Source organism: Acinetobacter legionensis (assembly GCF_048551735.1).
In the GTDB taxonomy this organism is placed as follows: domain Bacteria; phylum Pseudomonadota; class Gammaproteobacteria; order Pseudomonadales; family Moraxellaceae; genus Acinetobacter.
In genome coordinates this window covers 15,767-37,122 of the sequence record NZ_JBIMBV010000021.1, presented here as the reverse complement: position 1 = coordinate 37,122, position 21,356 = coordinate 15,767, and the positions used below count along the sequence as shown (strand labels likewise).

Genomic DNA, 21,356 nt, shown 5'->3' with positions numbered 1-21,356 from the left:
ATGAATACTTGCTTTATTGGCCTTACTCCACAATTCCACAGCTTAAAACAAGCCTTGTGGAAGAGCTGATAAACGTTGTTAAAAGGACAAACACAATGACCATTTTAAAAGATATGAACGAACTCGACTGGCTCGATATTTGTGCATTGCAAGACATTACGCCCAATACTGGTGTAGGCGCGTTGCTCGGGCAACAACAAGTGGCTATTTTTCGGGTAGGCAGTGAAAAGCGTGTATATGCGCTGAGCAACCAAGACCCATTTAGCAAAGCCTTTGTTATGTCACGTGGAATAATTGGTGATTTACAAGGTGAACGTGTAGTTGCATCACCGATTTATAAGCAACATTTTAGTTTAGCAACAGGCCGTTGTTTAGAAGACAAAGATCAAAAATTACTGGTTTTTCCAAGCAAAATTGAAAATGGTCGTGTCTGGGTCAGTCCAACCCCACAAAAAACTTATATCACCAATAATGGTACGGCTCAGGAAAAAATCAATTTAGTTCTGGTGGGGAACGGATTGGCAGGAATGCGTTGCCTGGAAGATTTGCTTGATATGGCACCTGATCGTTATGAAGTGACGGTGATTGGTGAGGAGCCTTGGGGGAACTATAACCGGATTATGCTGTCGCCTGTCTTATCAGGGGATAAAACCATTGACGACATTATGCTGCACCCCCATTCATGGTATGCGAATAAAAATATTCGCTTTATTGCAGGTGATGCTGTGGTACGTATTGACCGTCCTCGTAAGCAAGTTTATACCGAAAAAGGTGTGGTGGTGAGTTATGACCGTTTGATTTTAGCAACGGGTTCAAAACCATTTATTCCACCGGTCAAAGGCGCAGCATTGGATGGCGTTTTGAGCTTTCGTGATATTTATGATGTCAATAATATGCTCGACTACTGTAAATCTAAAAATAATGCAGTGGTGATTGGTGGTGGTCTCTTGGGGCTAGAAGCCGCATATGGTTTAAAGCAACGTGGTATGAATGTGACGGTTTTGCATTTGATGGATCGTATTATGGATCGCCAACTTGATGCCAAAGCCAGTCAAATGTTGAAAACAGCAATTGAGCAAAAAGGTATTCCGATCATCACAGAAGCCAATACAGAAGAATTACTTGGTGAAAATGGTCATGTCACCCAAGTTCGGTTACAAGATGGCACACTTTTAGATGCAGATCTGGTGGTTTTTGCCGTGGGTATTCGTCCCAATATGGCTTTGGCACAAAGTGCGGGTTTACGCTGTAATCGCGGTGTGTTGGTTAATGACACCATGCAAACCTATGATCCAAGTATTTATGCAGTGGGTGAATGTATTGAGCATCGTAACCAAACGTTTGGTTTGGTAGAACCTTTATGGGGGCAAGCCTTTATCTGTGCATCACATTTGGCCGAACACGGCAGTTTGACCTTTAAAGCACCGACGGTTCCTACCCAGTTAAAAGTCAGTGGTTGTGATGTTTTTTCAGCAGGCCGTATTGATTTAGAAAACAGTCAGCCTATAGAAGATTTCGAAGACATTATTCTGAATGATGAAAAACGTCAAATCTACAAACGCATTATTATTCAAAAAGATAAAGTCGTTGGTGCGGTACTGTTTGGTGATACAGAGGATGGCACTTGGTACGCTGAATTGATTGCTGATCAAACCCCAATTTCTTCGATTCGCAATAAATTGTTATTTGGTCGGGATTTTGCATTAAAAAAAGCAGGCTGATTTATATCGCTTAACCCCTTCATCTTAAAAGGAGGGGGAGATTAAATGAAAGCCATATTCAAGTGAATGTATAGCATTGAGGAGCACAGCAGCAATGAATAGTATCCCTGTAATGGAACTGCCGAGCTCCACAGAATATAAGATCACAAGCACACAAACCACTTGTCCTTACTGTGGTGTAGGCTGTGGTGTCACAGCAACAGTGCAAGACACTACGCTAGGACAAAAAGTTTCTGTGGTTGGCGATGTTAAGCATCCCTCGAATTACGGAAAACTGTGTATTAAAGGCAGTAATTTGGCTGATACGCTGGGGTTGGGCACACGTGTTTTACAGCCGATGCTTGGACGTCATCCCCATCAGCAAGTCACAGATTGGGATAGCGCAACAGGTTTAATCGCCAATAAATTCCAACACTATATCGAGCAATATGGTCGTGACAGTGTCGCATTTTATGTTTCTGGTCAGTTGTTGACAGAAGACTATTATGTGGTAAATAAATTCGTTAAAGGCTATTTGGGTACAGCCAATATTGATACCAATTCAAGATTGTGTATGTCTTCGGCAGTTGCTGCACACAAGCGTGCTTTTGGTGAGGATTTGGTACCTGCAAGTTATGACGATTTTGAACATACTGACATGGTGATTTTGGTCGGTTCAAATACAGCATGGTGTCATCCCGTGATGTATCAACGCATCATGCAAGCCAAAGAATTAAGACAACAAAAGCAAAGTGATTTATTTGTGGTGGTGATTGATCCACGCTTTACGGCTACATGTGAAGCAGCTGATTTACATTTGCCTATTCTAATGGGTCAAGATGTTTGCTTGTTTAATGGGCTATTACAATATTTACATCAACATAACTATGCGGATAGCGCATTTATTGAGGCACATACTCAAGGGCTAGATACGGCACTAAAAAGTTCGCAAGCTGAAACAGATATCCAAGATGTTGCAGTGAAAACAGGAATTTCGCTAGAAAAACTTCAACTCTTTTTTGAAAAGTTTGCCCAAACTGAAAAAGTCATGACCCTATTTTCAATGGGGGTAAACCAGTCTTCACGTGGCGTGGACAAAGCCAATAGCATCATCAATTGTCATTTGTTGACGGGCAAAATTGGAAAGTTGGGTGCAGCTCCATTCTCTATGACAGGACAACCCAATGCAATGGGCGGACGTGAAGTGGGTGGGCTTGCCAATATGCTGGCAGCACACATGGACTTAGACAATCAACAACATCAACAGCTTGTACAAAATTTTTGGAACAGTCCAAGCATTGCCAAGCATATGGGATTAAAAGCAGTTGATCTTTTTGAAGCAGTGGAAAGTGGCAAGATTAAAGCAATTTGGATTATGGCAACCAATCCTGTAGTCAGCCTCCCCAATGCCGATCAGGTCAAACGTGCTTTAAACAGCTGTGAGTTTGTTGTAGTCTCCGATATTTGCAAAGATACCGACACTACTCAGTTTGCCGATGTGCTCTTACCTGCCTTGGGGTGGGGAGAAAAGGATGGTACGGTCACCAATTCAGAACGTCGTATTTCAAGACAACGTGCTTTTTTAGACCCGCCTGAGCAGGCCAAAGCGGATTGGTGGGCTGTGGCACAAGTGGCTCAAAAGCTCGGATTTACTGGCTTTGATTTTGCAAATAGCCACGAGATTTTTAAAGAACATGCTCTGTTATCTGCGTATCAAAACGCAGAGATTAATGCGCGATCAAATACCCAAAGCTTTCGTTACTTCAATTTACAAGGTTTAACTGATCTTTCATTAGATGAATATGATCAATTGGAACCCATTCAATGGCCTGTGATCATGCGCAATCAGACTGAACATGCATTCGCACAATTGTTTTCACAGGGACAATTTAGTCATGCAGATGGCAAAGCTAAATTTATTGCCACAATGGCGATAGATCCAGTCCATCAAAGCACTGCTGAATATCCTTTAATTCTCAATACAGGACGGATTCGAGATCAGTGGCACACTATGACTCGCACAGGTTTATCTGCCAATTTAAGCACCCATAAAGCAGAACCCTTTTGTGAAATTCACCCCAATGATGCATTGAAGTATGGCTTGAAAGAAGGCGAATTGGTCGAAATCAAATCGGATTGGGGCAATTGTGTCTTGCGTGCTGTACTCAGTGACAATATCCGCCGTGGACAAATTTTCGCCCCGATTCATTGGAATGATCAATATGCTTCGGATGCACGTATTGGCAAAGTGGTCAATCCAGTGGTGGACGCAATCTCAGGGGAGCCAGAATTCAAACATACCCCTGTGTTGATTCAGCCATTTTATACCCAGTGGCAAGGGGTATTTTATGTTCGTGAAGGCTTTGAACATATTGTTAAAAATAGCATTGAAAATACGGTGTGGTGGACAAAAATTCAGACTGCCAAAGCAGTGCGGTATGAATTGGCAGATCGTCGTCGTTTTACCCACACCACCCAAAATCTCAAGCAACTTTTACCCTTTGAGGATGAAAGTTTTGAATGGCTTAACTTGGAAGATCAAACTGCACATATCAGCCATAGTGTAGTGCTAAAAGAGGGGCGCCTTATTGCAAGTTTATATATCGCACCTAAAGCATTATTACCAGATCGTGATTGGGTCGCAAGTTTGTTTAAACGTGATCGTTTAAGTGCGATGCATCGTAAAGCCTTACTTGCTGGACAAGTCATGTCAATAGGCGATAGTGAGGGGCCATTGGTATGTAGTTGCTTTAAGGTAGGCAAAAATCGAATTATTGAAACCATTAAACAAAACAATATCAATCATGAAAAACAAGTGACTGCATGTTTAAAAGCAGGTGGTAATTGCGGTTCATGTCTACCTGAAATTCGCGGATTGATTAAAGCCTGTCAAGCGGAGCTTACTCTATGAAAAGAATTATAAAACCCAAGAAAGCCAAGCAATATCCACAAACTGATCTTGTGATTCTCGCCGGTGGTCAGGCGCGACGTATGAATGGGATCAATAAACTGTTACAGAAGTTTGATGATCAAATTCAACTCATCAAGATCCATCAACAATTAAAAAACCGAGTATCACAGGTCTGGGTCAATAGTCATCGCGATTATTCAATTTATCAGAAGCTTATTCCAAGTTTGTATTGCTATCAAGATGATGAAACTGGCTTTTATGGTCCTTTGATGGGAATTAAAAGTGCTTGGTCTTATGTTGAATCTGACTATGTACTTTTTGTGCCCTGTGATGTGACATTTATTCCACCTGAGGTCATTGAACGCTTACATGTCACTTTAGCGAGTCATCCTTTGGCAGAAGTGGCTTACGTCAATATCAATGGTAAAGCGTTATATCCATTTTGTTTATTAAAACGGAGCGCTTTCAATCGAATCTGTACTCATCTTGAACAAGGACAGCGCAGTTTAAAGATATGTTTTTCTGATTTGCACGCTCAGGAAGCATTATTTGAGAATCATGCACTGTTTTTCCACAGCATCAATTCTTTGGATGAATTACAACAATACCAACAGCTTAAGTTTTTAAATTGACTGGCTTAGTTTTGCTTAATTTTTTGCAAATCTCGGTATTTTTAATAGAGGTCAAATCGGTTTTAGCTCACATTTAGCTGTAGATGATCAAAGTTGGAACACTTTTTGCAATTTCAATGTCAATAAAATAGCGCAGATTTTAAGTATTAAAAAATCTTGAACTTAAATAGTGCTTGGGATGTGTATATGAATGCAATGACACAATACGAAGAGGGTGCCGCCTTTGTCGATCAATATGGTCGCACTAAGCGCAAACTCAGAATTTCAGTGACAGATCGCTGTAATTTTAAGTGTGTCTATTGTATGCCTGAACATCCAGAATGGATCAAAAAGCATAATTTACTCAGTTTTGAAGAACTGTATATTTTTTGCGAGTTTATGGTGCGACATGGGATTGAGCAGATTCGAATCACTGGTGGCGAACCATTAATGCGTAAAGGTGTGGTGCATTTCATTGATCAACTACAAAAATTAAAAAAACTGGGCCTAAAACGGATCTCAATGACTAGCAACGCACACTACCTTAAACAATACGCAACCCAGTTAAAACAAGCGGGTTTAGATGATTTGAATATTAGTTTGGACAGTTTAGATAAAGCACAATTTAAGGCCTTGACTCAAAAAGAGTTACAACCAGTATTAGAAGGCATTACAGCAGCACAGCAGGCAGGTTTTAAAATCAAGATCAATGCTGTATTGATCAAAGGAATCAATGATGATCAGGTTTTACCCTTAGCACATTGGTCCATTCAACAGCATCTTACAATGCGTTTTATCGAGTTTATGCCTTTAGATGGAGAGGGGCTTTGGACGCAAGCCGATATTGTCACTGAGCAGGAAATTTTAGAGCAATTAAAGCAAGACTTTACTGTCACTTTACAACAAGGACAATCTTCCGAGCCTGCACGACAGTATTTTATTAATGATTATCCTATAGGCATCATTTCGACCATAACCAATTCATTTTGTGGCACTTGTGACCGTATACGGTTAACCGCACAAGGTGATTTTTATAACTGCCTATTTGCTCCAAAGGGAATTAGCCTGAAAACACAAATTCAGGCATTGCACCATGATTCACATTATTTCGCTGAGACTCAGTTTGTTCAAAGTCACTCACCAAATGCAGTTGTATATTCGCCAATAAATCTAGAATTACCGCAACCCAGACAATTACAAGATACTTTGTCTGATTATATTTGGCAGAAAAAGCAAGGCTTTAATGAGATTCATCAACAGCTAAATTCAAAACATTCGTCATCTCGAAAAATCAGTATGTATATGATTGGAGGTTAATATGTCAGATCAATTTAAAATTCTAAATACGCCAAATAATGTTAATCAACTGAAGAATATACCGCAGCAGATGACGGTAAAAATTGAATGCTTTGGTGCAATTGAACGTGTATTGCCAGCAGATTTAATCCTGCAATGTGAGTCAAACATGCTCATTTCTGATGTTTTAGAATACGTGGTGCGTGCATATCCAGACGCAGGAAAAATGATTCAACACTGTGCATGTGCAATGGGGGAAGACATTATTCCGCGTCAGACCCTATTAACATCTGATAGTACAGTTGTTTTACTGTCACCGGTTGCAGGAGGTTGAGATGAGTACATTTGATTCTACACTCAAGCAATTTAATAGGATTCAGGATACTCCTTTAACTCAGGAGAGTTTTGATCCGATCCTACACTTTCCTGAATGCGGTGGTATTGGCATCTTTATTGGAACAGTACGTAATCACCATGAAGGCAAAGCGGTGAAAGCATTGAAATATACGAGCTATGCGCCGGTTTCAGAAAAAATGATTCGTCAAATTGAGCAAGAGATTCAACAGAAATTCGCTGTGGCTTATGTACGGGTGATTCATCGTATTGGTACCTTAAATATCGGCGAAAAAGCCATTATTGCGATTGCTTATGCAGCACATCGACGTGAAGCCTTTGCCGCATGTGAAGAAGCGGTAGAACGAGTAAAACACGAAGTTCCTGTATGGAAAGAGGAGTTTTATTTAGATGGTAGTAGCCAATATGTTGCTGGGTGCTGTATTCGGAAAGATTATGTTGAACAGGATACAGCCACACAAACGGATTCATTGAGTCAACATGATTCTGAGCATAGTTGTGGGCGCGATTTTGAGCATAGGCATGGAGCCGCGCAGCATCATCATTCTTTACCAAGTCATTCCCATTACCAAGATTCACAGCACAGACATACAGCACAGAACAATCTACAACATGATGCAAAACAGAAAATGTTGCTGAGCAACCAGTGTGAACAGACGATTTACCAATGGCATATGTAAACCTGATTGAGTAACTCAGCTAAATATGTCTGGCCATGTAAGTAATATCGTAAGAGAAGGAACAGGCAATGAAAAATGTGAGTATGAAAGCAGAAAGCTACCGTACAGCCGTAGCAACAGGAATTTTATATGCACCTGCACATTGCATAGAACTATTACGCACTGGAAGTACAGAAAAAGGGGACGCACTAAAAACCGCACGTATTGCTGGAATTTTGGCAGCAAAACGCACTGATGAATTAATTCCTTTGTGCCATCCCTTACCGATCTATCGTGCAGATGTTGAATATGAGTTGCATGAAAAACATGTCGAAATTATTGCGACTGTCGAAACCATTGGTCCTACAGGTGTAGAAATGGAAGCACTCACGGCAGTCAGTCTAGCAGGCTTAACCTTATACGATATGCTTAAGCCGCACTGTGAACCTGAAGACTTATGCCTTGACCAATGTAAATTACAACTGAAAAAAGGCGGTAAATCACATTTTACCCGTGTATTGAAAGAGACTTTATCTGCATCGGTTATTGTCTTATCCGATACCGTGGCTTCAGGGAAAAAGCCTGATACAGCTGGGCAAAATGTTTTAGAAATTCTTGAAGAAGCCAATTTTAGTCAGGTGAATTATCAAGTAATTGCCGACTCTCCAGAACAGTTATTGGCGTTAATTGAACAACAAAAGAATCACTATCCACTTATTTTGACTGTGGGTGGAACAGGATTAGGCCCTAAAGATTTAACTGTTGAAACCATTCAACCTTTACTTAAACGTGAAATTCCAGGTTTGATGGAAGCTTCTCGTAGTTTTGGTCAAAGACGTACCCCTTATGCAGCACTCAGCCGAGGGGTCGCGGGCTATATTGACAATAGTTTGGTGATTACTTTGCCAGGCAGTCGCCAAGGTGCTAAAGAGTCACTGATTGCCATTCTACCAGCCTTGGTACATCTTTTTGATGTGCAAAAAAATATTCCACATCTTGGGGGCTATCAATGAATCAGATTGCGGTCGCTCATGATTGTGGCAATGAAAAAGGCTTGGTTTCAGTTGATCAAGCATTGCAGTTACTTGTGGATCACACTCCAAGTCTAGGTAGTGAAATCATCCCCTTAAACCAAGCGCTTAATCGTTATGTTGCAGCAGATATTTTTTCAGAAATTAATTTACCCATTTTTTCGCAAAGTGCGGTAGATGGTTATGCGATCAATGCAAGTGCAGTGACTCAAACAGATTCTAAATTCGAATTGATTGGAGAGATTCGTGCAGGGCAAAGGGTTGAGGTCGAATTGAAACAAGGGCAAGCGATTCGAATATTTACAGGGACAAAAATCCCAGCAGGTACCACAACGGTTGCTCGACAAGAGATTGTTGAGCTCATCGATTTACACAATATAAAACTCACTGAGTCTTTAAACAGTCATGCTGATATTCGAGATGTTGGGGAAGAAGTTGCACTCGGTCAATTAATTGCATCAGTAGGACAAAAACTCAATGTCGGTGTTATTGCAGCACTCAGTATGGCAGGTGTAAAGCAAGTAGAAGTTTATCGTTATCCCAAAATTGCTGTGGTCGTTACAGGTGACGAAGTTGCAGATATGATCGAATGTTTAAATTCAGGCAAAATCTTTGATGCAAATACACCCATGATCCGCGCATGGTTTCAAACCCGAAATCAAACAGTTAATTTAATTCATGTTGAAGATATCGAACATCGTGTAATTCAGTTGTTTGATCGTCTTAAGGAACAATACGATTTAATCATTACTACAGGTGGGGTGTCTGTAGGAGATTATGATTTTGTTCGTCCCGCAGCATTAAAACTCGGTTTTCAGCAAATTTTTTGGAAGGTCAAACAAAAGCCGGGTAAACCGATGCTTTTCGCCAAGTATTCTCAACAAAAAAAACAAGGACAAGAAAGAAAAGGACAAGAACAGCAACAAGATCAAACTCACTGTTACCTATTGGGTTTACCCGGCAATCCTGCTGCGGTTTATATCGGTATGCAAGTCTATGTGGCGACTCTAGTGAATTCTTTACAGGGGCAAAAGCATCCACTCAATTGGATGACAGGCGTTATGAGTCATGCGCTGAAGTCTGATGCGCGAGAGCGCTTTTTAAGAATGCATGCTGTATTTGAACAAGGAAGATTAAGTTTGAAGAGTTTAACTAAACAGCAATCACATATGTTGAGTAATCTGATTGATGCCAATTGTATTGTGCGTATACCCTCAGATCAAAACATACAACAGGGGCAAGTCCTCCAAGGTTTATTTATTCAAGATTAGGGGATAAAAGATGCGTAGGTCGTTAAAAATGATCTTGGGCCTGTATTTTCTGCCGAGTATGAGCATATTACACGCTGAAACAATCAAAATTTATGCTGCAGCAAGCTTAACCAATGCGGTGACAGATATTGCTAAATTGTATGAGAAGCAGCAACCAGAGGTTAAAATAGTGACTGTTTTTGGTGCATCTTCAGCACTGGCAAAACAAATTGAGGCCGGTGCGCCCAGTGATATTTTCTTTTCTGCTGATCAGGACTGGATGAATTATTTAGTCCAAAAACAGAAGATTCAGGTAAATCAGGTTAAACCATTTTTGTTTAATCAATTGGTGTTGATTAGCCCTTTGCAAAGCAAACAACAGTTTAAAGCTGTGCCTACATTTAATTTTGCCCAATCATTTCAAGGGCATTTATGCACAGGGCAAATGGAGTCTGTGCCAGTAGGTAAATATGCCAAGCAAAGTCTGATTAAACTCAATTGGCTGAACAGTTTAAATGGTCGAATAGTGGGGACGGATGATGTTCGTTCAGCGTTGGCATTTGTTGAACGTAGTGAGTGTCAAGTGGGGATTGTGTACAAGACCGATGCATTGATCAGTAAAAAAATCAAAATTTCAGGAGTTTTTCCAAGCAACAGCCATCATCCAATTGTCTATCCGCTTGCTTTGACACAACAAGGTATCAACAATCAGTCAGCAGTGAAATTTAACCATTATTTAAAAGAAAATGCGCAAGCTAAAAAGATTTTTGTTCAGTATGGTTTTGGTTTATAGGATCCTACTTTATGCTAAGTTCAGAAGAGTGGAGTGCATTGTATTTGTCGGTGAAAGTGGGCTTCTTTGCAACTTTATTCTGTCTACCATTTGCAATCATGCTCGCTTGGATTTTGGCACGTTATCAATTTAGATTAAAGTTTGTGGTGGAAGCACTGTTACAAATGCCCATGGTGTTACCTCCAGTGGTTTTAGGTTATTTGCTTTTAATCCTGTTTGGTGCCAATGGCTGGATTGGACAATATCTCAATCAGTTAGGTATTCAATTGGCATTTAATTGGAAAGGAGCTGTTTTAGCCTCCATGATCGTGGCTTTTCCATTGATGGTGCAACCCATTCGGCTATCTTTTCAAATGATCAATCAGCAACTGGAACAGGTTGCAGGTTCTTTGGGTGCAAGCCCTGTACGGGTATTTAGCAGTATCAGCCTACCTTTGGCTTTACCCGGAATTTTAATTGGAAGTATTTTGTGTTTTAGTCGTAGCTTAGGTGAGTTTGGTGCAACCATTACTTTTGTGGGCAATATTCCCGATGAAACTCGGACCATTCCTATAGCAATTTACTCGCTGATTCAGCAACCTGATGGGGAGCAGGGCGCTATGCGTTTAGTGATCTTATCCATATTGGTTGCCTTTGGTGCTTTGATTGCAAATGCTTATATTCTTCAGAATTATCAGCGAAAATTGGGAGGCAAAGATGCTGCAATGTGATTTTCAATTTCAATATGCTGAGTTTAATTTAAAGGTAAAGTTGCAAATGCAAAAACAATTGCTGGGCATTATGGGTACATCAGGCAGTGGGAAATCAACATTCCTTAAAAACATTACCGGCTTGTTACAGCCACAACAGGGTTCAATTTTACTCAATCAGCAGTGTGTTTTCGACGATCAAAAAAAAATTAATTTACCCATGCACAAACGTCGAATAGCATTAGTCTTCCAAAATGCATGGCTGTTTCCACATATGAATGTGAAACAAAATCTAAAATATGCAGAAAATTTGTGTCCAGATCAGAACAAGAAATTTAGCTTTGATCAGATTGTTGATTTACTTCAACTCAAGCCGTTATTGCAACGTGCATCTTATCAATTGTCTGGTGGCGAGGCACAACGTATTTCGATTGGTCGCGCGCTCTTATCTTCTCCTGATTTATTGCTCTTGGACGAACCATTGACTGGGCTGGACTACAAATTAAAAGATCAAATTTTACCTTTTCTAAATAGCGTTAAACTAGAAACTCAATTACCCATGATTTATGTCACCCATCATGCCGATGAGCTGGCTTATTTAAATGCACAGGTGGTTTATATGGATCAGGGAAGCATCACTGAAATCCCAAAAACTCACTAATCTTGAATAATATTAGATCTTTTTATCCATGAAAAAGGAAGTATTGTCTGTTCAAATGTATTTAAATTTAAATGCAAGATACGCAGTACAAACTCTACATTTTGATAAACTCACCTTTATGAAATGGTCTAAATTCCATGATTTATAAGGTTTAGCTCATTTAGCAATGATCTAAAAATATACTTGTTCAAGATATCTATTAAATCACTTGGCGTAAATCACGTGCTGTTTCTTGCAGTAACGGTAAAATATGAGTAATTAAATAATCTTTTGTTGTGCGCATAGTGGGGGAGACAATATTTAATGCAGCCACAACTACCGCGTTTGAGTCATAAATTGGAACCGCAACAGCATGAACTCCCAATTCATGTTCTTCACATGAATAACACCAATCTTGTTCTTTAATCTCATGCAGTAATTCGATAAACGCCTCACTTTCTGTATAAGTATATTTAGTAAGACGTTTTAATGGATACTGGGTCAGCCATTGCTTTTGTTCTTCCACATTTAAATGCGCTAATAAAATTTTCCCCGCAGAAGTTGCATGTGCAGGAAGACGATTGCCTAAATGTAAGCCGTAAGGATTAACACGGTCTGTTTGCTGATGTGCGGCACTACGTGCAATGGTAATTGCCTCATAACCATCTAATACCATCACCGAGTAAATCAGCGAAGTCTGATTGGTCAATAAGTTTAATAAAGGTTGGCAAATTTTGGGTAAAGGTGAACCATCTAAATAAGCACCAGAGAACTTTAAAATTTTGGGAGTTAAATAATAGTAATGTCCATCAAAGTCTAAATAGCCTAAGTACTCTAAGGTCAGTAACTGGCGACGCGCTGCTGCTCGGGTCATTCCTGTCTTTTCAGCCGCAGTACTGATATTCAAGCGATGTCGTTCAGGCCCAAAACATTCCAAAATCGCCAACCCTTTTGCAATCCCTGCAATAAAATCTTCATGGCGAATAATCTTTTTATTTTCAGAATGATGGATTAATCGGGTAGTTTTGTTGTTTTCATCGTCCATAACGCAGATCCTTAATTTAAAGCCAATTACATTAAAATTTTACTCAATCCAAATCAGACCGTTTTAGTGGGATAATGTTCGATCATCGAACATAAAAAATAATGATCGAACAAAATCTAACTTTAAGCCTAGAAGTAAATACAAAATTTATCAAGAATAAAGATTAGAAATCCGAACAAAACACTCGGCTTAGTTTCATCGGTTTCTAGGATGAAATGAATGAGTGATTCAAAGTACAGGAAGTAGTCAGATGATTGATAAAAATGCCACCTCATTGACTGAGGTTCTATCCCAAATCAAAGATGGTGCAACCATTATGATTGGTGGCTTTGGAACAGCAGGACAGCCCGCAGAGCTGATCGATGGGCTGATTGAACTTGGCGTTAAAGATCTGGTGATTGTCAATAACAATGCAGGCAATGGCGATTACGGTCTGGCGAAACTACTTAAATCAGGTGCAGTCCGTAAAATCATCTGTTCTTTCCCCCGTCAGTCTGACTCTTGGGTATTCGATGAACTCTATCATGCGGGCAAGATCGAACTGGAACTGGTTCCTCAAGGTAATCTCGCCTGTCGTATTCAAGCCGCAGGGATGGGTTTAGGTGCAGTCTTTACCCCAACAGGCTTTGGTACTTTATTGGCAGATGGCAAAGAAACCCGACATATCGATGGCAAAGACTACGTACTTGAATATCCGATTAAAGCAGACTTTGCACTGATTAAAGCACATCAAGGCGACCGTTGGGGCAACTTGGTTTATAACAAATCAGCACGTAACTTTGGTCCAATCATGGCGATGGCAGCAGACGTCACTATTGCACAAGTATCAGAGGTGGTTGAACTAGGACAACTTGATCCTGAGCATATTATTACCCCAGGAATTTTTGTTCAGCATGTGGTTGCAGTTGATGCAGCCAATGGTAATGGAGAATAACAATGAGCTACCAAAAACTAAGCCGTGACCAAATTGCTGAACGTGTTGCCCAAGATATTCCCGATGGTGCATATGTCAATTTAGGTATTGGTTTACCAACCAAGATTTCAAAATACTTGCCAACAGACAAAGATGTATTCCTGCATTCTGAAAATGGTTTATTGGCTTTTGGTCCTCCACCCGCCAAAGGTGAAGAAGATCCTGAGCTGATTAACGCAGGCAAAGAATATGTCACCATGCTAACGGGTGGCTCGTTTTTCCATCACGGTGATTCTTTTGCCATGATGCGTGGTGGACATTTGGATATTGCTGTATTGGGTGCATTCCAAGTGGCGGCCAATGGCGACCTTGCCAATTGGCATACCGGTGCGGCGGATGCGATTCCTGCGGTAGGCGGTGCAATGGATTTGGCTGTAGGGGCCAAGAAAGTCTTTATCACCACAGACCATGTAACCAAGCAAGGTGAACCTAAGATTGTTGAAGAACTGAGCTATCCTGTGACAGGTAAGCATTGTGTTGATCGTATCTATACTGACTTATGCGTGATTGATGTGACCCCAGAGGGTTTAAAAGTGCTTGAAAAAGTTGCAGGTCTGAGCTTTGAAGAATTACAGGCTTTGACGGGTGCTCCATTGATTGACGCGATACCGGCTTAAGGATATAGACAACATGAAAAACGCTTACATCATAGATGCCATCCGTACTCCATTTGGTCGTTATGCCGGTGGTCTTGCGCCAGTCCGTGCAGATGATCTTGGTGCTATTCCAATTCAAGCATTGATACAACGTAATCCAACAGTAGATTGGCAACAAGTCGATGATGTGATTTATGGCTGTGCCAATCAGGCCGGTGAAGACAATCGTAATGTTGGGCGTATGTCAGCATTATTGGCGGGTGTGCCCTATCAAGTGCCAGCAACCACTGTGAACCGCCTATGTGGATCATCACTGGATGCGATTGCCATGGCAGCTCGCGCCATTAAAGCCAATGAAGCAGATTTAATCATTGCCGGTGGTGTAGAAAGTATGAGCCGTGCGCCCTATGTGATGGGTAAGTCGGACAGTGCTTTTGGACGCAGTCAAAAGATTGAAGACACCACTATGGGCTGGCGCTTTATCAATCCAAAACTCAAAGAATTGTATGGTGTGGACAGCATGCCACAAACCGCTGAAAACGTGGCAGAGCAATTCAATATTAACCGTGCGGATCAAGATCAGTTTGCGCTAAACAGCCAACAACGTACTGCGGCAGCACAAGCTCAAGGTTTTTTCAAAAATGAGATTGTGCCCGTCACTATTCCCCAGCGTAAAGGTAATGCTGTGCTTGTGGATACCGATGAACATCCACGTGCATCAACGACTTTAGCCGCACTGACAAAACTTAAAGGTGTGGTCAAAGCTGATGGCACGGTCACGGCGGGTAATGCATCGGGAATTAATGATGGTGCAGCGGCCTTATTGATTGCTTCAGATGAAGCTGTAGAAAAATACCAATTAAAACCACGTGGGAAAATTATTGCAGCAACCACTGTGGGGGTTGAACCAAGAATTATGGGCTTTGCACCCGCGCCTGCAATCAAGAAACTGCTTAAACAAGCCGATCTTAGTTTAGCGCAAATGGATGTGATTGAGCTAAATGAAGCCTTTGCTGCCCAAGCTTTGGCTGTCACCCGTGATTTAGGTTTGGCAGATGATGATGCACGTGTCAATCCCAATGGTGGGGCGATTGCCTTAGGTCATCCTTTGGGCGCATCAGGTGCCAGACTGGTGACCACTGCCCTAAATCAGCTTGAACAGATCAAGGGGCAATATGCCTTATGTTCAATGTGTATCGGTGTCGGGCAAGGCATCGCGCTCATTATTCAACGTGTTGAGTGAGGTATCCGATGAGCCAGTTATACGCCAGCTTATTTTATCAGCCTGATGTCACAGCAATCTTTAGCGATCATGCCTTATTAGGTTACATGATCCAAGCTGAAGTGGCTTTGGCAAAAGCACAAGCACAAGTGGAGGTGATTCCACTATCTGCTGCTACCATCATTGAACAAGTTGGACAACAAGCCCTAGCAAAAATTGATTTTCAAGCACTGGCAACTGCTACAGCACTTGCGGGAAATATTGCGATTCCTTTCGTAAAGCAATTTACTGCGATTGTAAAACAATACGATGAAGACACAGCACGTTATGTGCATTGGGGCGCAACCAGCCAAGACATTATCGATACAGCCACGATTCTGCAATGCCGTGATGCATTAGGGCTGATCGAAAAACAATTACAACAAGCTTATCAAGTTTCATTAGACCAAGCACAACAATATCGTGCCCAAGTCATGATTGGACGGACTTGGTTACAGCAAGCCTTACCGATCACATTAGGGCATAAGTTTGCACGTTGGGCTGCAGCATTTAAACGTGATCTAGACCGTCTACACGAGATGAAAAGCCGAGTGCTTACCGCTCAACTCGGTGGGGCTGTGGGTTCATTGGCTTCGTTACAAGATCAAGGTTCAGCCGTAGTTAAAGCCTATGCCGCGGCATTGAATTTAACTTCACCTGAGTGTACATGGCACGGTGAACGTGACCGCATCGTTGAAATTGCCAGTGTACTTGCCCTGATTGTGGGTAATGTCGGCAAAATGGCAAAAGACTGGTCTTTGCTGATGCAAACTGAAATTGCTGAAGTTTTTGAACCCACTGCAAAAGGTCGTGGTGGCTCATCCACCATGCCACATAAGCGTAATCCAGTTGCAGCCGCTTGCGTACTTGCAGCAGCCAACCGTGTCCCTGCATTAATGGCAAGTGCCTACCAAAACATGTTGCAAGAACATGAACGTGCTTTAGGCACTTGGCATGCAGAATGGTTAGTGATTCCTGAAATTTTCCAGTTATGTGCAGGGGCTTTAGAACGCACTACGGATGTGCTTGAACATATGCAAGTCGATGCACAAGCCATGCAGCGTAACCTTGAGTGTACTCAGGGTTTGATCATGGCAGAAGCAGCAATGATGGCACTGGCACCCAAAATTGGCCGATTAAATGCGCATCATTTGGTCGAACAAGCTTGTCAGCAAGCCCTCGCGCAACAGCAGCATTTAAAAACAGTGTTGTCAGAAATGACTGAGGTGAATGTTCATCTAAGTTCACAAGCCCTAGATGAGATTTTTAAACCAGCATCTTACTTGGGCAATATTCAGGCACAAATTGATGCAGTACTACAAGCAGCACAAGGAGTGTCTGAATCATGAAAACCAGTATGAAAATTAAGAACCGTCAAGGACATCAACTTGCCGTTCAAGTCCAAGGCTTAAAAGATGCAGCAGTGATCGTGTTTTCTAACTCATTGGGAACTGATCATGGTATGTGGCAAGTCCAAGTAGATGCTTTGGCGCAACACTATCAAATCGTTACTTATGATACCCGTGGGCATGGATTAAGTGATGTGATTGCCAATGCAACATTGCATAACTTTGCTGAAGATGTGATTGATATCTTAGATAGCTTGCACATTGAAAAAACCCATTTTTGTGGAATTTCAATGGGTGGTATTACAGCACTCACACTGGCGATTGAATATCCTGAGCGTTTTTATAGCATTACTGTTGCAAACTCAGCAGCCAAAATCGGCACAGCCGAGGCGTGGAAAGTCCGTGCCGATAGCGTTGAACAACAAGGATTGGCTGAAATTGTCAAAACTACACATACCCGCTGGTTTAGTGAGCATTTTGATTATGCACATGATGTTCTTGCTCAAAAAACCATTCAAAGTTTAGCGGTGACACCTGCACAAGGCTATGCCAATGCGTGTCGAGCATTGGCAGATGCCGATGTTCGAGATCAGCTCAATCAAATTCAAATCCCAACTTTAATTATCGCAGGTCAATATGACCCTATAACGACGGTTCAAGATGCAGAATTTATGCATCAATTCATTCCAAACAGTCAACTTGAAATCTTGGCGGCTTCTCATTTGTCCAATATTGAACAACCACAAGTGTTCAATCAGGCATTGTCCAAGTTTATTCAGAACATATAACCGTCTAGGGTTAGAAAGGAATTCGCCTACAAGGAGGCAACTATGGCACAGGAATTTGCTGCCCCAAAAAATAGTATGGATGCTCAGGCACTCATTAATGATGCACCAATCAGCAAGTATCAATGGATGATTGCAATTATTTGTTTTCTCATTGTATTTGTTGATGGAATCGATACTGCTGCAATGGGTTTTATTGCCCCTGCTTTAGCACAAGATTGGGGGATTGATCGCTCTCAACTTGGACCTGTGATGAGTGCAGCACTGGGTGGAATGATCATTGGTGCGTTGGTTTCAGGACCTACTGCGGATCGTTTTGGACGCAAGATTGTATTAACCATTTCAATGTTGATCTTTGGTGGCTTTACCTTGGCATCCGCATATGCCCCAAACTTAGACAGTTTGGTTGTACTGCGCTTTTTAACGGGTATTGGTCTAGGCGCAGCAATGCCAAATGCCACCACATTGTTTTCCGAATACTGTCCGAACCGTGTTCGTTCACTGCTCGTGACCTGTATGTTTTGTGGCTATAACTTAGGTATGGCAACAGGTGGTTTTGTCAGTAGTTGGCTAATTCCTACCTTTGGTTGGCACAGCTTATTCTTGCTAGGCGGTATTTCACCTTTAATCCTAATGGTATTGGTGATTGTGCTGTTACCTGAGTCATATCGCTTCTTGATTGTTAAGGGGCGAGATGCTGTAAAAGTTCGCAAAATCCTAAGTCATATTGCTCCTGAAAAAGTACAGCTTGCTGACAGTTTTTATATCCCAGATGAACAGTCTGCTGTAGCACAAAAGAAAAATGTATTTGGCATGTTGTTTTCTCAAAAATTTGCCAAAGGCACCGTATTGTTATGGTCAACCTACTTTATGGGCTTGGTCGTGATTTATCTACTGACCAGTTGGTTACCAACCTTGATGCGTGAAACGGGCGCAACCATGGAACGCGCAGCATTTATCGGCGGTCTGTTCCAGTTTGGTGGTGTATTGAGTGCGTTATTTATTGGTTGGGCAATGGATCGTTTTAACCCTAACCGCATTATCTCAGCATTCTATTTTATTGCAGGCTTATTTGCTGTTGCCGTAGGTCAAAGTCTCAGTAACCCAACCTTATTGGCAATTCTGGTGTTATGTGCGGGTGTGGCAATCAATGGGGCACAGTCTGCAATGCCAGCGTTGAGTGCCCGTTTTTACCCTACTCAATGTCGTGCAACTGGTGTGGCATGGATGACAGGGATTGGTCGTTTTGGCGCAGTGTTTGGGGCTTGGATTGGTGCTGTTTTGTTGGGCAATGATTGGTCTTTTACCGCGATCTTAAGCTTATTGATGATTCCTGCAACCGCTGCGACTGTGGCAATTTTTGTTAAATCCTTAGTGGCGCATACCGATGCAACCTAACTTTCTCAGATCAGAAATAAGATCACAAAGGGGGACAATTTCAATGAATGATGAACAACGTTACCAACAAGGGCTAAAGGTTCGCACCGAAGTATTGGGTGAAAAACATGTCGGTCGTTCTTTAGAAAATTTGAATGACTTTAACCAAGATTTTCAAAACTTTATTAGCCGTTTTGCTTGGGGGGAGGTGTGGTCACGTGAAGGTTTACCACGTCATACCCGCAGTTTAGTCACCATTGCTATTCTGTTGGCATTGGGACGAGAAGATGAACTCAGAATGCATCTCCGTGCTTGCTTTAACAATGGTGTTACCAAGGACGAACTCAAAGAACTCATTTTACACAGCTCATTGTATGCAGGACTGCCAGCCGCAAATGCTGCAATGCACATGGCTGAAGATGTTTTTAAAGAACTCGGAATAGAAGTGCAACCTGTCGCTGCACAACAACAGGATTAAGGAGATAGGCATGTTAAGTCATACATTGGGTGCGTATCCGCAACGAAATACAGAAGATCACCCGCCAGCATATACACCTGGCTATAAAACCAGTGTATTACGCTCGCCAAAAAATGCATTGATCTCGATTAATGAAACATTAACTGAAGTAACTTCACCGCATTTTTCACCTGAAATTTTTGGTGCAAAAGACAATGATTTGATTTTGAACTATGCCAAAGAAGGGCTCCCTGTCGGTGAGCGAATTATTGTGCATGGTTATGTGCGTGACCAGTTTGGTCGCCCTGTGAAAAATGCCTTATTGGAAGTTTGGCAAGCCAACGCATCGGGTCGTTATCGCCATCCAAATGATAAATTTATTGGCGCAATGGATCCTAACTTTGGTGGCTGTGGTCGTACCTTAACCGATGAAAATGGTTTTTATATTTTTCGTACCATTAAACCGGGTCCATATCCGTGGCGTAACCGAATCAATGAATGGCGTCCCGCACATATCCATTTTTCATTAATAGCAGATGGTTGGGCACAACGTTTAATTTCACAGTTCTATTTTGAGGGCGATACCCTGATAGATACTTGTCCGATTTTAAAAACCATTCCATCTGAAGATCAGCGTCGTGCCTTGATCGCATTAGAAGATAAAAACAATTTCATTGAATCAGATAGTCGTTGTTACCGCTTTGATATTCATCTGCGTGGTCGTCGTGCGACTTATTTTGAAAATGATTTGACTTGAGGAACTCACACAATGAATGCATGGAATTTTCAGGAAATTAAGGAAACCCCATCACAAACAGGTGGTCCTTATGTGCATATTGGTTTATTGCCACAACAAGCCAATATTGAAGTGTTTGAACATAGCTTCGATAACCAGTTGGTGAAGGAACATACCCAAGGCCAACGTATCCGTATTGAAGGTCAAGTGTTTGATGGGCTGGGTTTACCATTACGAGATGTCTTATTGGAAATCTGGCAAGCCGATGCCAATGGGGTTTATCCAAGTCGGGCAGATACCCAAGGCAAAACAGCGGATGCGCATTTTCAGGGCTGGGGACGTACAGGCGCAAATTTTGAAACAGGTTTTTGGAGTTTTGACACCATTAAACCGGGTGCTGTGGCAGGGCGTAAAGGTACGACTCAAGCACCGCATATTGCAGTCGTGTTATTTGCCCGTGGGATAAACATTGGTTTGAATACCCGTATTTATTTTGACGATGAAGTTGAAGCCAATGCCAATGATGCGGTACTGAACAGCATTGAGTGGGCAGTCCGCCGCCAAACTCTGATTGCAAAACGCAGTGAAGAAGATGGTGAAATCGTGTATCGCTTTGATATTCGCATTCAAGGTGAAGACGAAACCGTATTTTTTGATATTTAACGCGCCTAAAAAATTTAGGATCAAATTAGATACTTGGAAACATTATCCGTAACCTTCGTAGGATCAACAAGATATTGTTATCTGCGATAAACAGGATAGTTAAAAGGATTGAACAGGTTTTGCGGTGAGGGGTAAGGCTCCGCAAGATGGTTTTCTTGCGAAGCTTCACTTCTCCTTTTT

The 21,356-nt window shown here is 41.6% G+C and carries 21 protein-coding genes; 20 read left to right on the top strand and 1 reads right to left on the bottom strand.

Annotated elements, in window-relative coordinates; all coding sequences use genetic code 11:
* The first annotated feature begins 95 nt into the window (after positions 1 to 95).
* The 11 genes from nirD to ACG9ZL_RS17175 all read left to right on the top strand — a co-directional run bounded on the left by nirD (position 96) and on the right by ACG9ZL_RS17175 (position 11,955).
* The gene (nirD, locus tag ACG9ZL_RS17225) at positions 96 to 1,721 is read left to right on the top strand and encodes a nitrite reductase small subunit NirD (protein WP_336952623.1); all 1,626 of its coding nucleotides are present in this window, start codon (positions 96 to 98) and stop codon (positions 1,719 to 1,721) included.
* Between the two features lie 94 nt (positions 1,722 to 1,815).
* Entirely contained in the window at positions 1,816 to 4,611 is a 2,796-nt protein-coding gene (locus tag ACG9ZL_RS17220; RefSeq protein ID WP_419360905.1) for a molybdopterin-dependent oxidoreductase, read from the top strand.
* The gene (mobA, locus tag ACG9ZL_RS17215) at positions 4,608 to 5,243 is read left to right on the top strand and encodes a molybdenum cofactor guanylyltransferase (RefSeq protein WP_336952620.1); all 636 of its coding nucleotides are present in this window, start codon (positions 4,608 to 4,610) and stop codon (positions 5,241 to 5,243) included. The genes ACG9ZL_RS17220 and mobA overlap by 4 nt, the downstream gene beginning before the upstream one ends.
* 186 nt (positions 5,244 to 5,429) lie before the next feature.
* Complete coding sequence (moaA, locus tag ACG9ZL_RS17210; RefSeq protein ID WP_336952618.1) at positions 5,430 to 6,539, top strand: GTP 3',8-cyclase MoaA; 1,110 nt, start codon at positions 5,430 to 5,432, stop codon at positions 6,537 to 6,539.
* A gap of 1 nt (position 6,540) precedes the next feature.
* Complete coding sequence (locus ACG9ZL_RS17205) at positions 6,541 to 6,852, top strand: MoaD/ThiS family protein (RefSeq protein ID WP_336952616.1); 312 nt, start codon at positions 6,541 to 6,543, stop codon at positions 6,850 to 6,852.
* Position 6,853: 1 nt separating this feature from the next.
* On the top strand, positions 6,854 to 7,552 hold the full coding sequence (locus ACG9ZL_RS17200; RefSeq protein ID WP_419328462.1) for a molybdenum cofactor biosynthesis protein MoaE: 699 nt from the start codon (positions 6,854 to 6,856) through the stop codon (positions 7,550 to 7,552).
* A gap of 68 nt (positions 7,553 to 7,620) precedes the next feature.
* Positions 7,621 to 8,544 carry a bifunctional molybdenum cofactor biosynthesis protein MoaC/MoaB gene (gene moaCB / locus ACG9ZL_RS17195; RefSeq protein ID WP_336952614.1) on the top strand — a complete coding sequence of 308 codons (924 nt, stop codon included), beginning with the start codon at positions 7,621 to 7,623 and terminating at the stop codon, positions 8,542 to 8,544.
* The gene (locus ACG9ZL_RS17190) at positions 8,541 to 9,833 is read left to right on the top strand and encodes a molybdopterin molybdotransferase MoeA (protein WP_419360902.1); all 1,293 of its coding nucleotides are present in this window, start codon (positions 8,541 to 8,543) and stop codon (positions 9,831 to 9,833) included. The genes moaCB and ACG9ZL_RS17190 overlap by 4 nt, the downstream gene beginning before the upstream one ends.
* A 28-nt stretch (positions 9,834 to 9,861) precedes the next feature.
* Positions 9,862 to 10,605 carry a molybdate ABC transporter substrate-binding protein gene (gene modA, locus ACG9ZL_RS17185; protein WP_419328478.1) on the top strand — a complete coding sequence of 248 codons (744 nt, stop codon included), beginning with the start codon at positions 9,862 to 9,864 and terminating at the stop codon, positions 10,603 to 10,605.
* A gap of 11 nt (positions 10,606 to 10,616) precedes the next feature.
* The gene (gene modB / locus ACG9ZL_RS17180) at positions 10,617 to 11,315 is read left to right on the top strand and encodes a molybdate ABC transporter permease subunit (RefSeq protein WP_336952609.1); all 699 of its coding nucleotides are present in this window, start codon (positions 10,617 to 10,619) and stop codon (positions 11,313 to 11,315) included.
* Positions 11,302 to 11,955, top strand: a complete 654-nt coding sequence (locus tag ACG9ZL_RS17175) for an ATP-binding cassette domain-containing protein (protein ID WP_419360900.1) — start codon at positions 11,302 to 11,304, stop codon at positions 11,953 to 11,955. Before modB ends, ACG9ZL_RS17175 begins: the two co-directional genes overlap by 14 nt.
* A 199-nt stretch (positions 11,956 to 12,154) precedes the next feature.
* On the opposite strand, the gene pcaU is transcribed toward ACG9ZL_RS17175, so the two are convergent.
* Positions 12,155 to 12,979: an IclR family transcriptional regulator PcaU gene (pcaU, locus tag ACG9ZL_RS17170; protein WP_419360898.1), complete on the bottom strand. Its 825-nt coding sequence runs from the start codon at positions 12,977 to 12,979 to the stop codon at positions 12,155 to 12,157.
* A gap of 250 nt (positions 12,980 to 13,229) precedes the next feature.
* Between pcaU and ACG9ZL_RS17165 the strand changes: the two genes are divergently transcribed.
* Genes ACG9ZL_RS17165 through pcaG form a run of 9 tightly spaced genes read left to right on the top strand, consistent with a single transcriptional unit; the run spans position 13,230 to position 21,176 of the window.
* Positions 13,230 to 13,913, top strand: a complete 684-nt coding sequence (locus ACG9ZL_RS17165; RefSeq protein ID WP_224965054.1) for a 3-oxoacid CoA-transferase subunit A — start codon at positions 13,230 to 13,232, stop codon at positions 13,911 to 13,913.
* A 2-nt stretch (positions 13,914 to 13,915) separates the two neighbouring features.
* A complete protein-coding gene (locus tag ACG9ZL_RS17160; RefSeq protein ID WP_336954157.1) occupies positions 13,916 to 14,569 on the top strand; it encodes a 3-oxoacid CoA-transferase subunit B in 654 nt (217 codons plus the stop codon).
* Between the two features lie 13 nt (positions 14,570 to 14,582).
* Positions 14,583 to 15,791 carry a 3-oxoadipyl-CoA thiolase gene (gene pcaF, locus ACG9ZL_RS17155; RefSeq protein ID WP_419360897.1) on the top strand — a complete coding sequence of 403 codons (1,209 nt, stop codon included), beginning with the start codon at positions 14,583 to 14,585 and terminating at the stop codon, positions 15,789 to 15,791.
* Positions 15,792 to 15,799: 8 nt separating this feature from the next.
* On the top strand, positions 15,800 to 17,158 hold the full coding sequence (gene pcaB, locus ACG9ZL_RS17150; RefSeq protein WP_419328176.1) for a 3-carboxy-cis,cis-muconate cycloisomerase: 1,359 nt from the start codon (positions 15,800 to 15,802) through the stop codon (positions 17,156 to 17,158).
* Between the two features lie 8 nt (positions 17,159 to 17,166).
* Positions 17,167 to 17,946, top strand: a complete 780-nt coding sequence (gene pcaD, locus ACG9ZL_RS17145) for a 3-oxoadipate enol-lactonase (RefSeq protein WP_419360941.1) — start codon at positions 17,167 to 17,169, stop codon at positions 17,944 to 17,946.
* 42 nt (positions 17,947 to 17,988) lie between these two features.
* The gene (gene pcaK / locus ACG9ZL_RS17140; RefSeq protein WP_419360895.1) at positions 17,989 to 19,341 is read left to right on the top strand and encodes a 4-hydroxybenzoate transporter PcaK; all 1,353 of its coding nucleotides are present in this window, start codon (positions 17,989 to 17,991) and stop codon (positions 19,339 to 19,341) included.
* Between the two features lie 43 nt (positions 19,342 to 19,384).
* A complete protein-coding gene (gene pcaC, locus ACG9ZL_RS17135) occupies positions 19,385 to 19,798 on the top strand; it encodes a 4-carboxymuconolactone decarboxylase (RefSeq protein WP_336953955.1) in 414 nt (137 codons plus the stop codon).
* 10 nt (positions 19,799 to 19,808) lie between these two features.
* Positions 19,809 to 20,534 carry a protocatechuate 3,4-dioxygenase subunit beta gene (gene pcaH / locus ACG9ZL_RS17130; protein WP_004722139.1) on the top strand — a complete coding sequence of 242 codons (726 nt, stop codon included), beginning with the start codon at positions 19,809 to 19,811 and terminating at the stop codon, positions 20,532 to 20,534.
* Positions 20,535 to 20,546: 12 nt separating this feature from the next.
* Positions 20,547 to 21,176, top strand: coding sequence for a protocatechuate 3,4-dioxygenase subunit alpha (pcaG, locus tag ACG9ZL_RS17125; protein WP_336953954.1), 630 nt, complete (start codon positions 20,547 to 20,549; stop codon positions 21,174 to 21,176).
* Positions 21,177 to 21,356 lie beyond the last annotated feature (180 nt).

Coding starts and splice junctions, on each gene's coding strand:
- nirD (WP_336952623.1), top strand. CDS start 96: ATGACCATTTTAAAAGATATGAACGAACTCGACTGGCTCGATATTTGT.
- ACG9ZL_RS17220 (WP_419360905.1), top strand. CDS start 1,816: ATGAATAGTATCCCTGTAATGGAACTGCCGAGCTCCACAGAATATAAG.
- mobA (WP_336952620.1), top strand. CDS start 4,608: ATGAAAAGAATTATAAAACCCAAGAAAGCCAAGCAATATCCACAAACT.
- moaA (WP_336952618.1), top strand. CDS start 5,430: ATGAATGCAATGACACAATACGAAGAGGGTGCCGCCTTTGTCGATCAA.
- ACG9ZL_RS17205 (WP_336952616.1), top strand. CDS start 6,541: ATGTCAGATCAATTTAAAATTCTAAATACGCCAAATAATGTTAATCAA.
- ACG9ZL_RS17200 (WP_419328462.1), top strand. CDS start 6,854: ATGAGTACATTTGATTCTACACTCAAGCAATTTAATAGGATTCAGGAT.
- moaCB (WP_336952614.1), top strand. CDS start 7,621: ATGAAAAATGTGAGTATGAAAGCAGAAAGCTACCGTACAGCCGTAGCA.
- ACG9ZL_RS17190 (WP_419360902.1), top strand. CDS start 8,541: ATGAATCAGATTGCGGTCGCTCATGATTGTGGCAATGAAAAAGGCTTG.
- modA (WP_419328478.1), top strand. CDS start 9,862: ATGATCTTGGGCCTGTATTTTCTGCCGAGTATGAGCATATTACACGCT.
- modB (WP_336952609.1), top strand. CDS start 10,617: ATGCTAAGTTCAGAAGAGTGGAGTGCATTGTATTTGTCGGTGAAAGTG.
- ACG9ZL_RS17175 (WP_419360900.1), top strand. CDS start 11,302: ATGCTGCAATGTGATTTTCAATTTCAATATGCTGAGTTTAATTTAAAG.
- pcaU (WP_419360898.1), bottom strand. CDS start 12,979: ATGGACGATGAAAACAACAAAACTACCCGATTAATCCATCATTCTGAA.
- ACG9ZL_RS17165 (WP_224965054.1), top strand. CDS start 13,230: ATGATTGATAAAAATGCCACCTCATTGACTGAGGTTCTATCCCAAATC.
- ACG9ZL_RS17160 (WP_336954157.1), top strand. CDS start 13,916: ATGAGCTACCAAAAACTAAGCCGTGACCAAATTGCTGAACGTGTTGCC.
- pcaF (WP_419360897.1), top strand. CDS start 14,583: ATGAAAAACGCTTACATCATAGATGCCATCCGTACTCCATTTGGTCGT.
- pcaB (WP_419328176.1), top strand. CDS start 15,800: ATGAGCCAGTTATACGCCAGCTTATTTTATCAGCCTGATGTCACAGCA.
- pcaD (WP_419360941.1), top strand. CDS start 17,167: ATGAAAATTAAGAACCGTCAAGGACATCAACTTGCCGTTCAAGTCCAA.
- pcaK (WP_419360895.1), top strand. CDS start 17,989: ATGGCACAGGAATTTGCTGCCCCAAAAAATAGTATGGATGCTCAGGCA.
- pcaC (WP_336953955.1), top strand. CDS start 19,385: ATGAATGATGAACAACGTTACCAACAAGGGCTAAAGGTTCGCACCGAA.
- pcaH (WP_004722139.1), top strand. CDS start 19,809: ATGTTAAGTCATACATTGGGTGCGTATCCGCAACGAAATACAGAAGAT.
- pcaG (WP_336953954.1), top strand. CDS start 20,547: ATGAATGCATGGAATTTTCAGGAAATTAAGGAAACCCCATCACAAACA.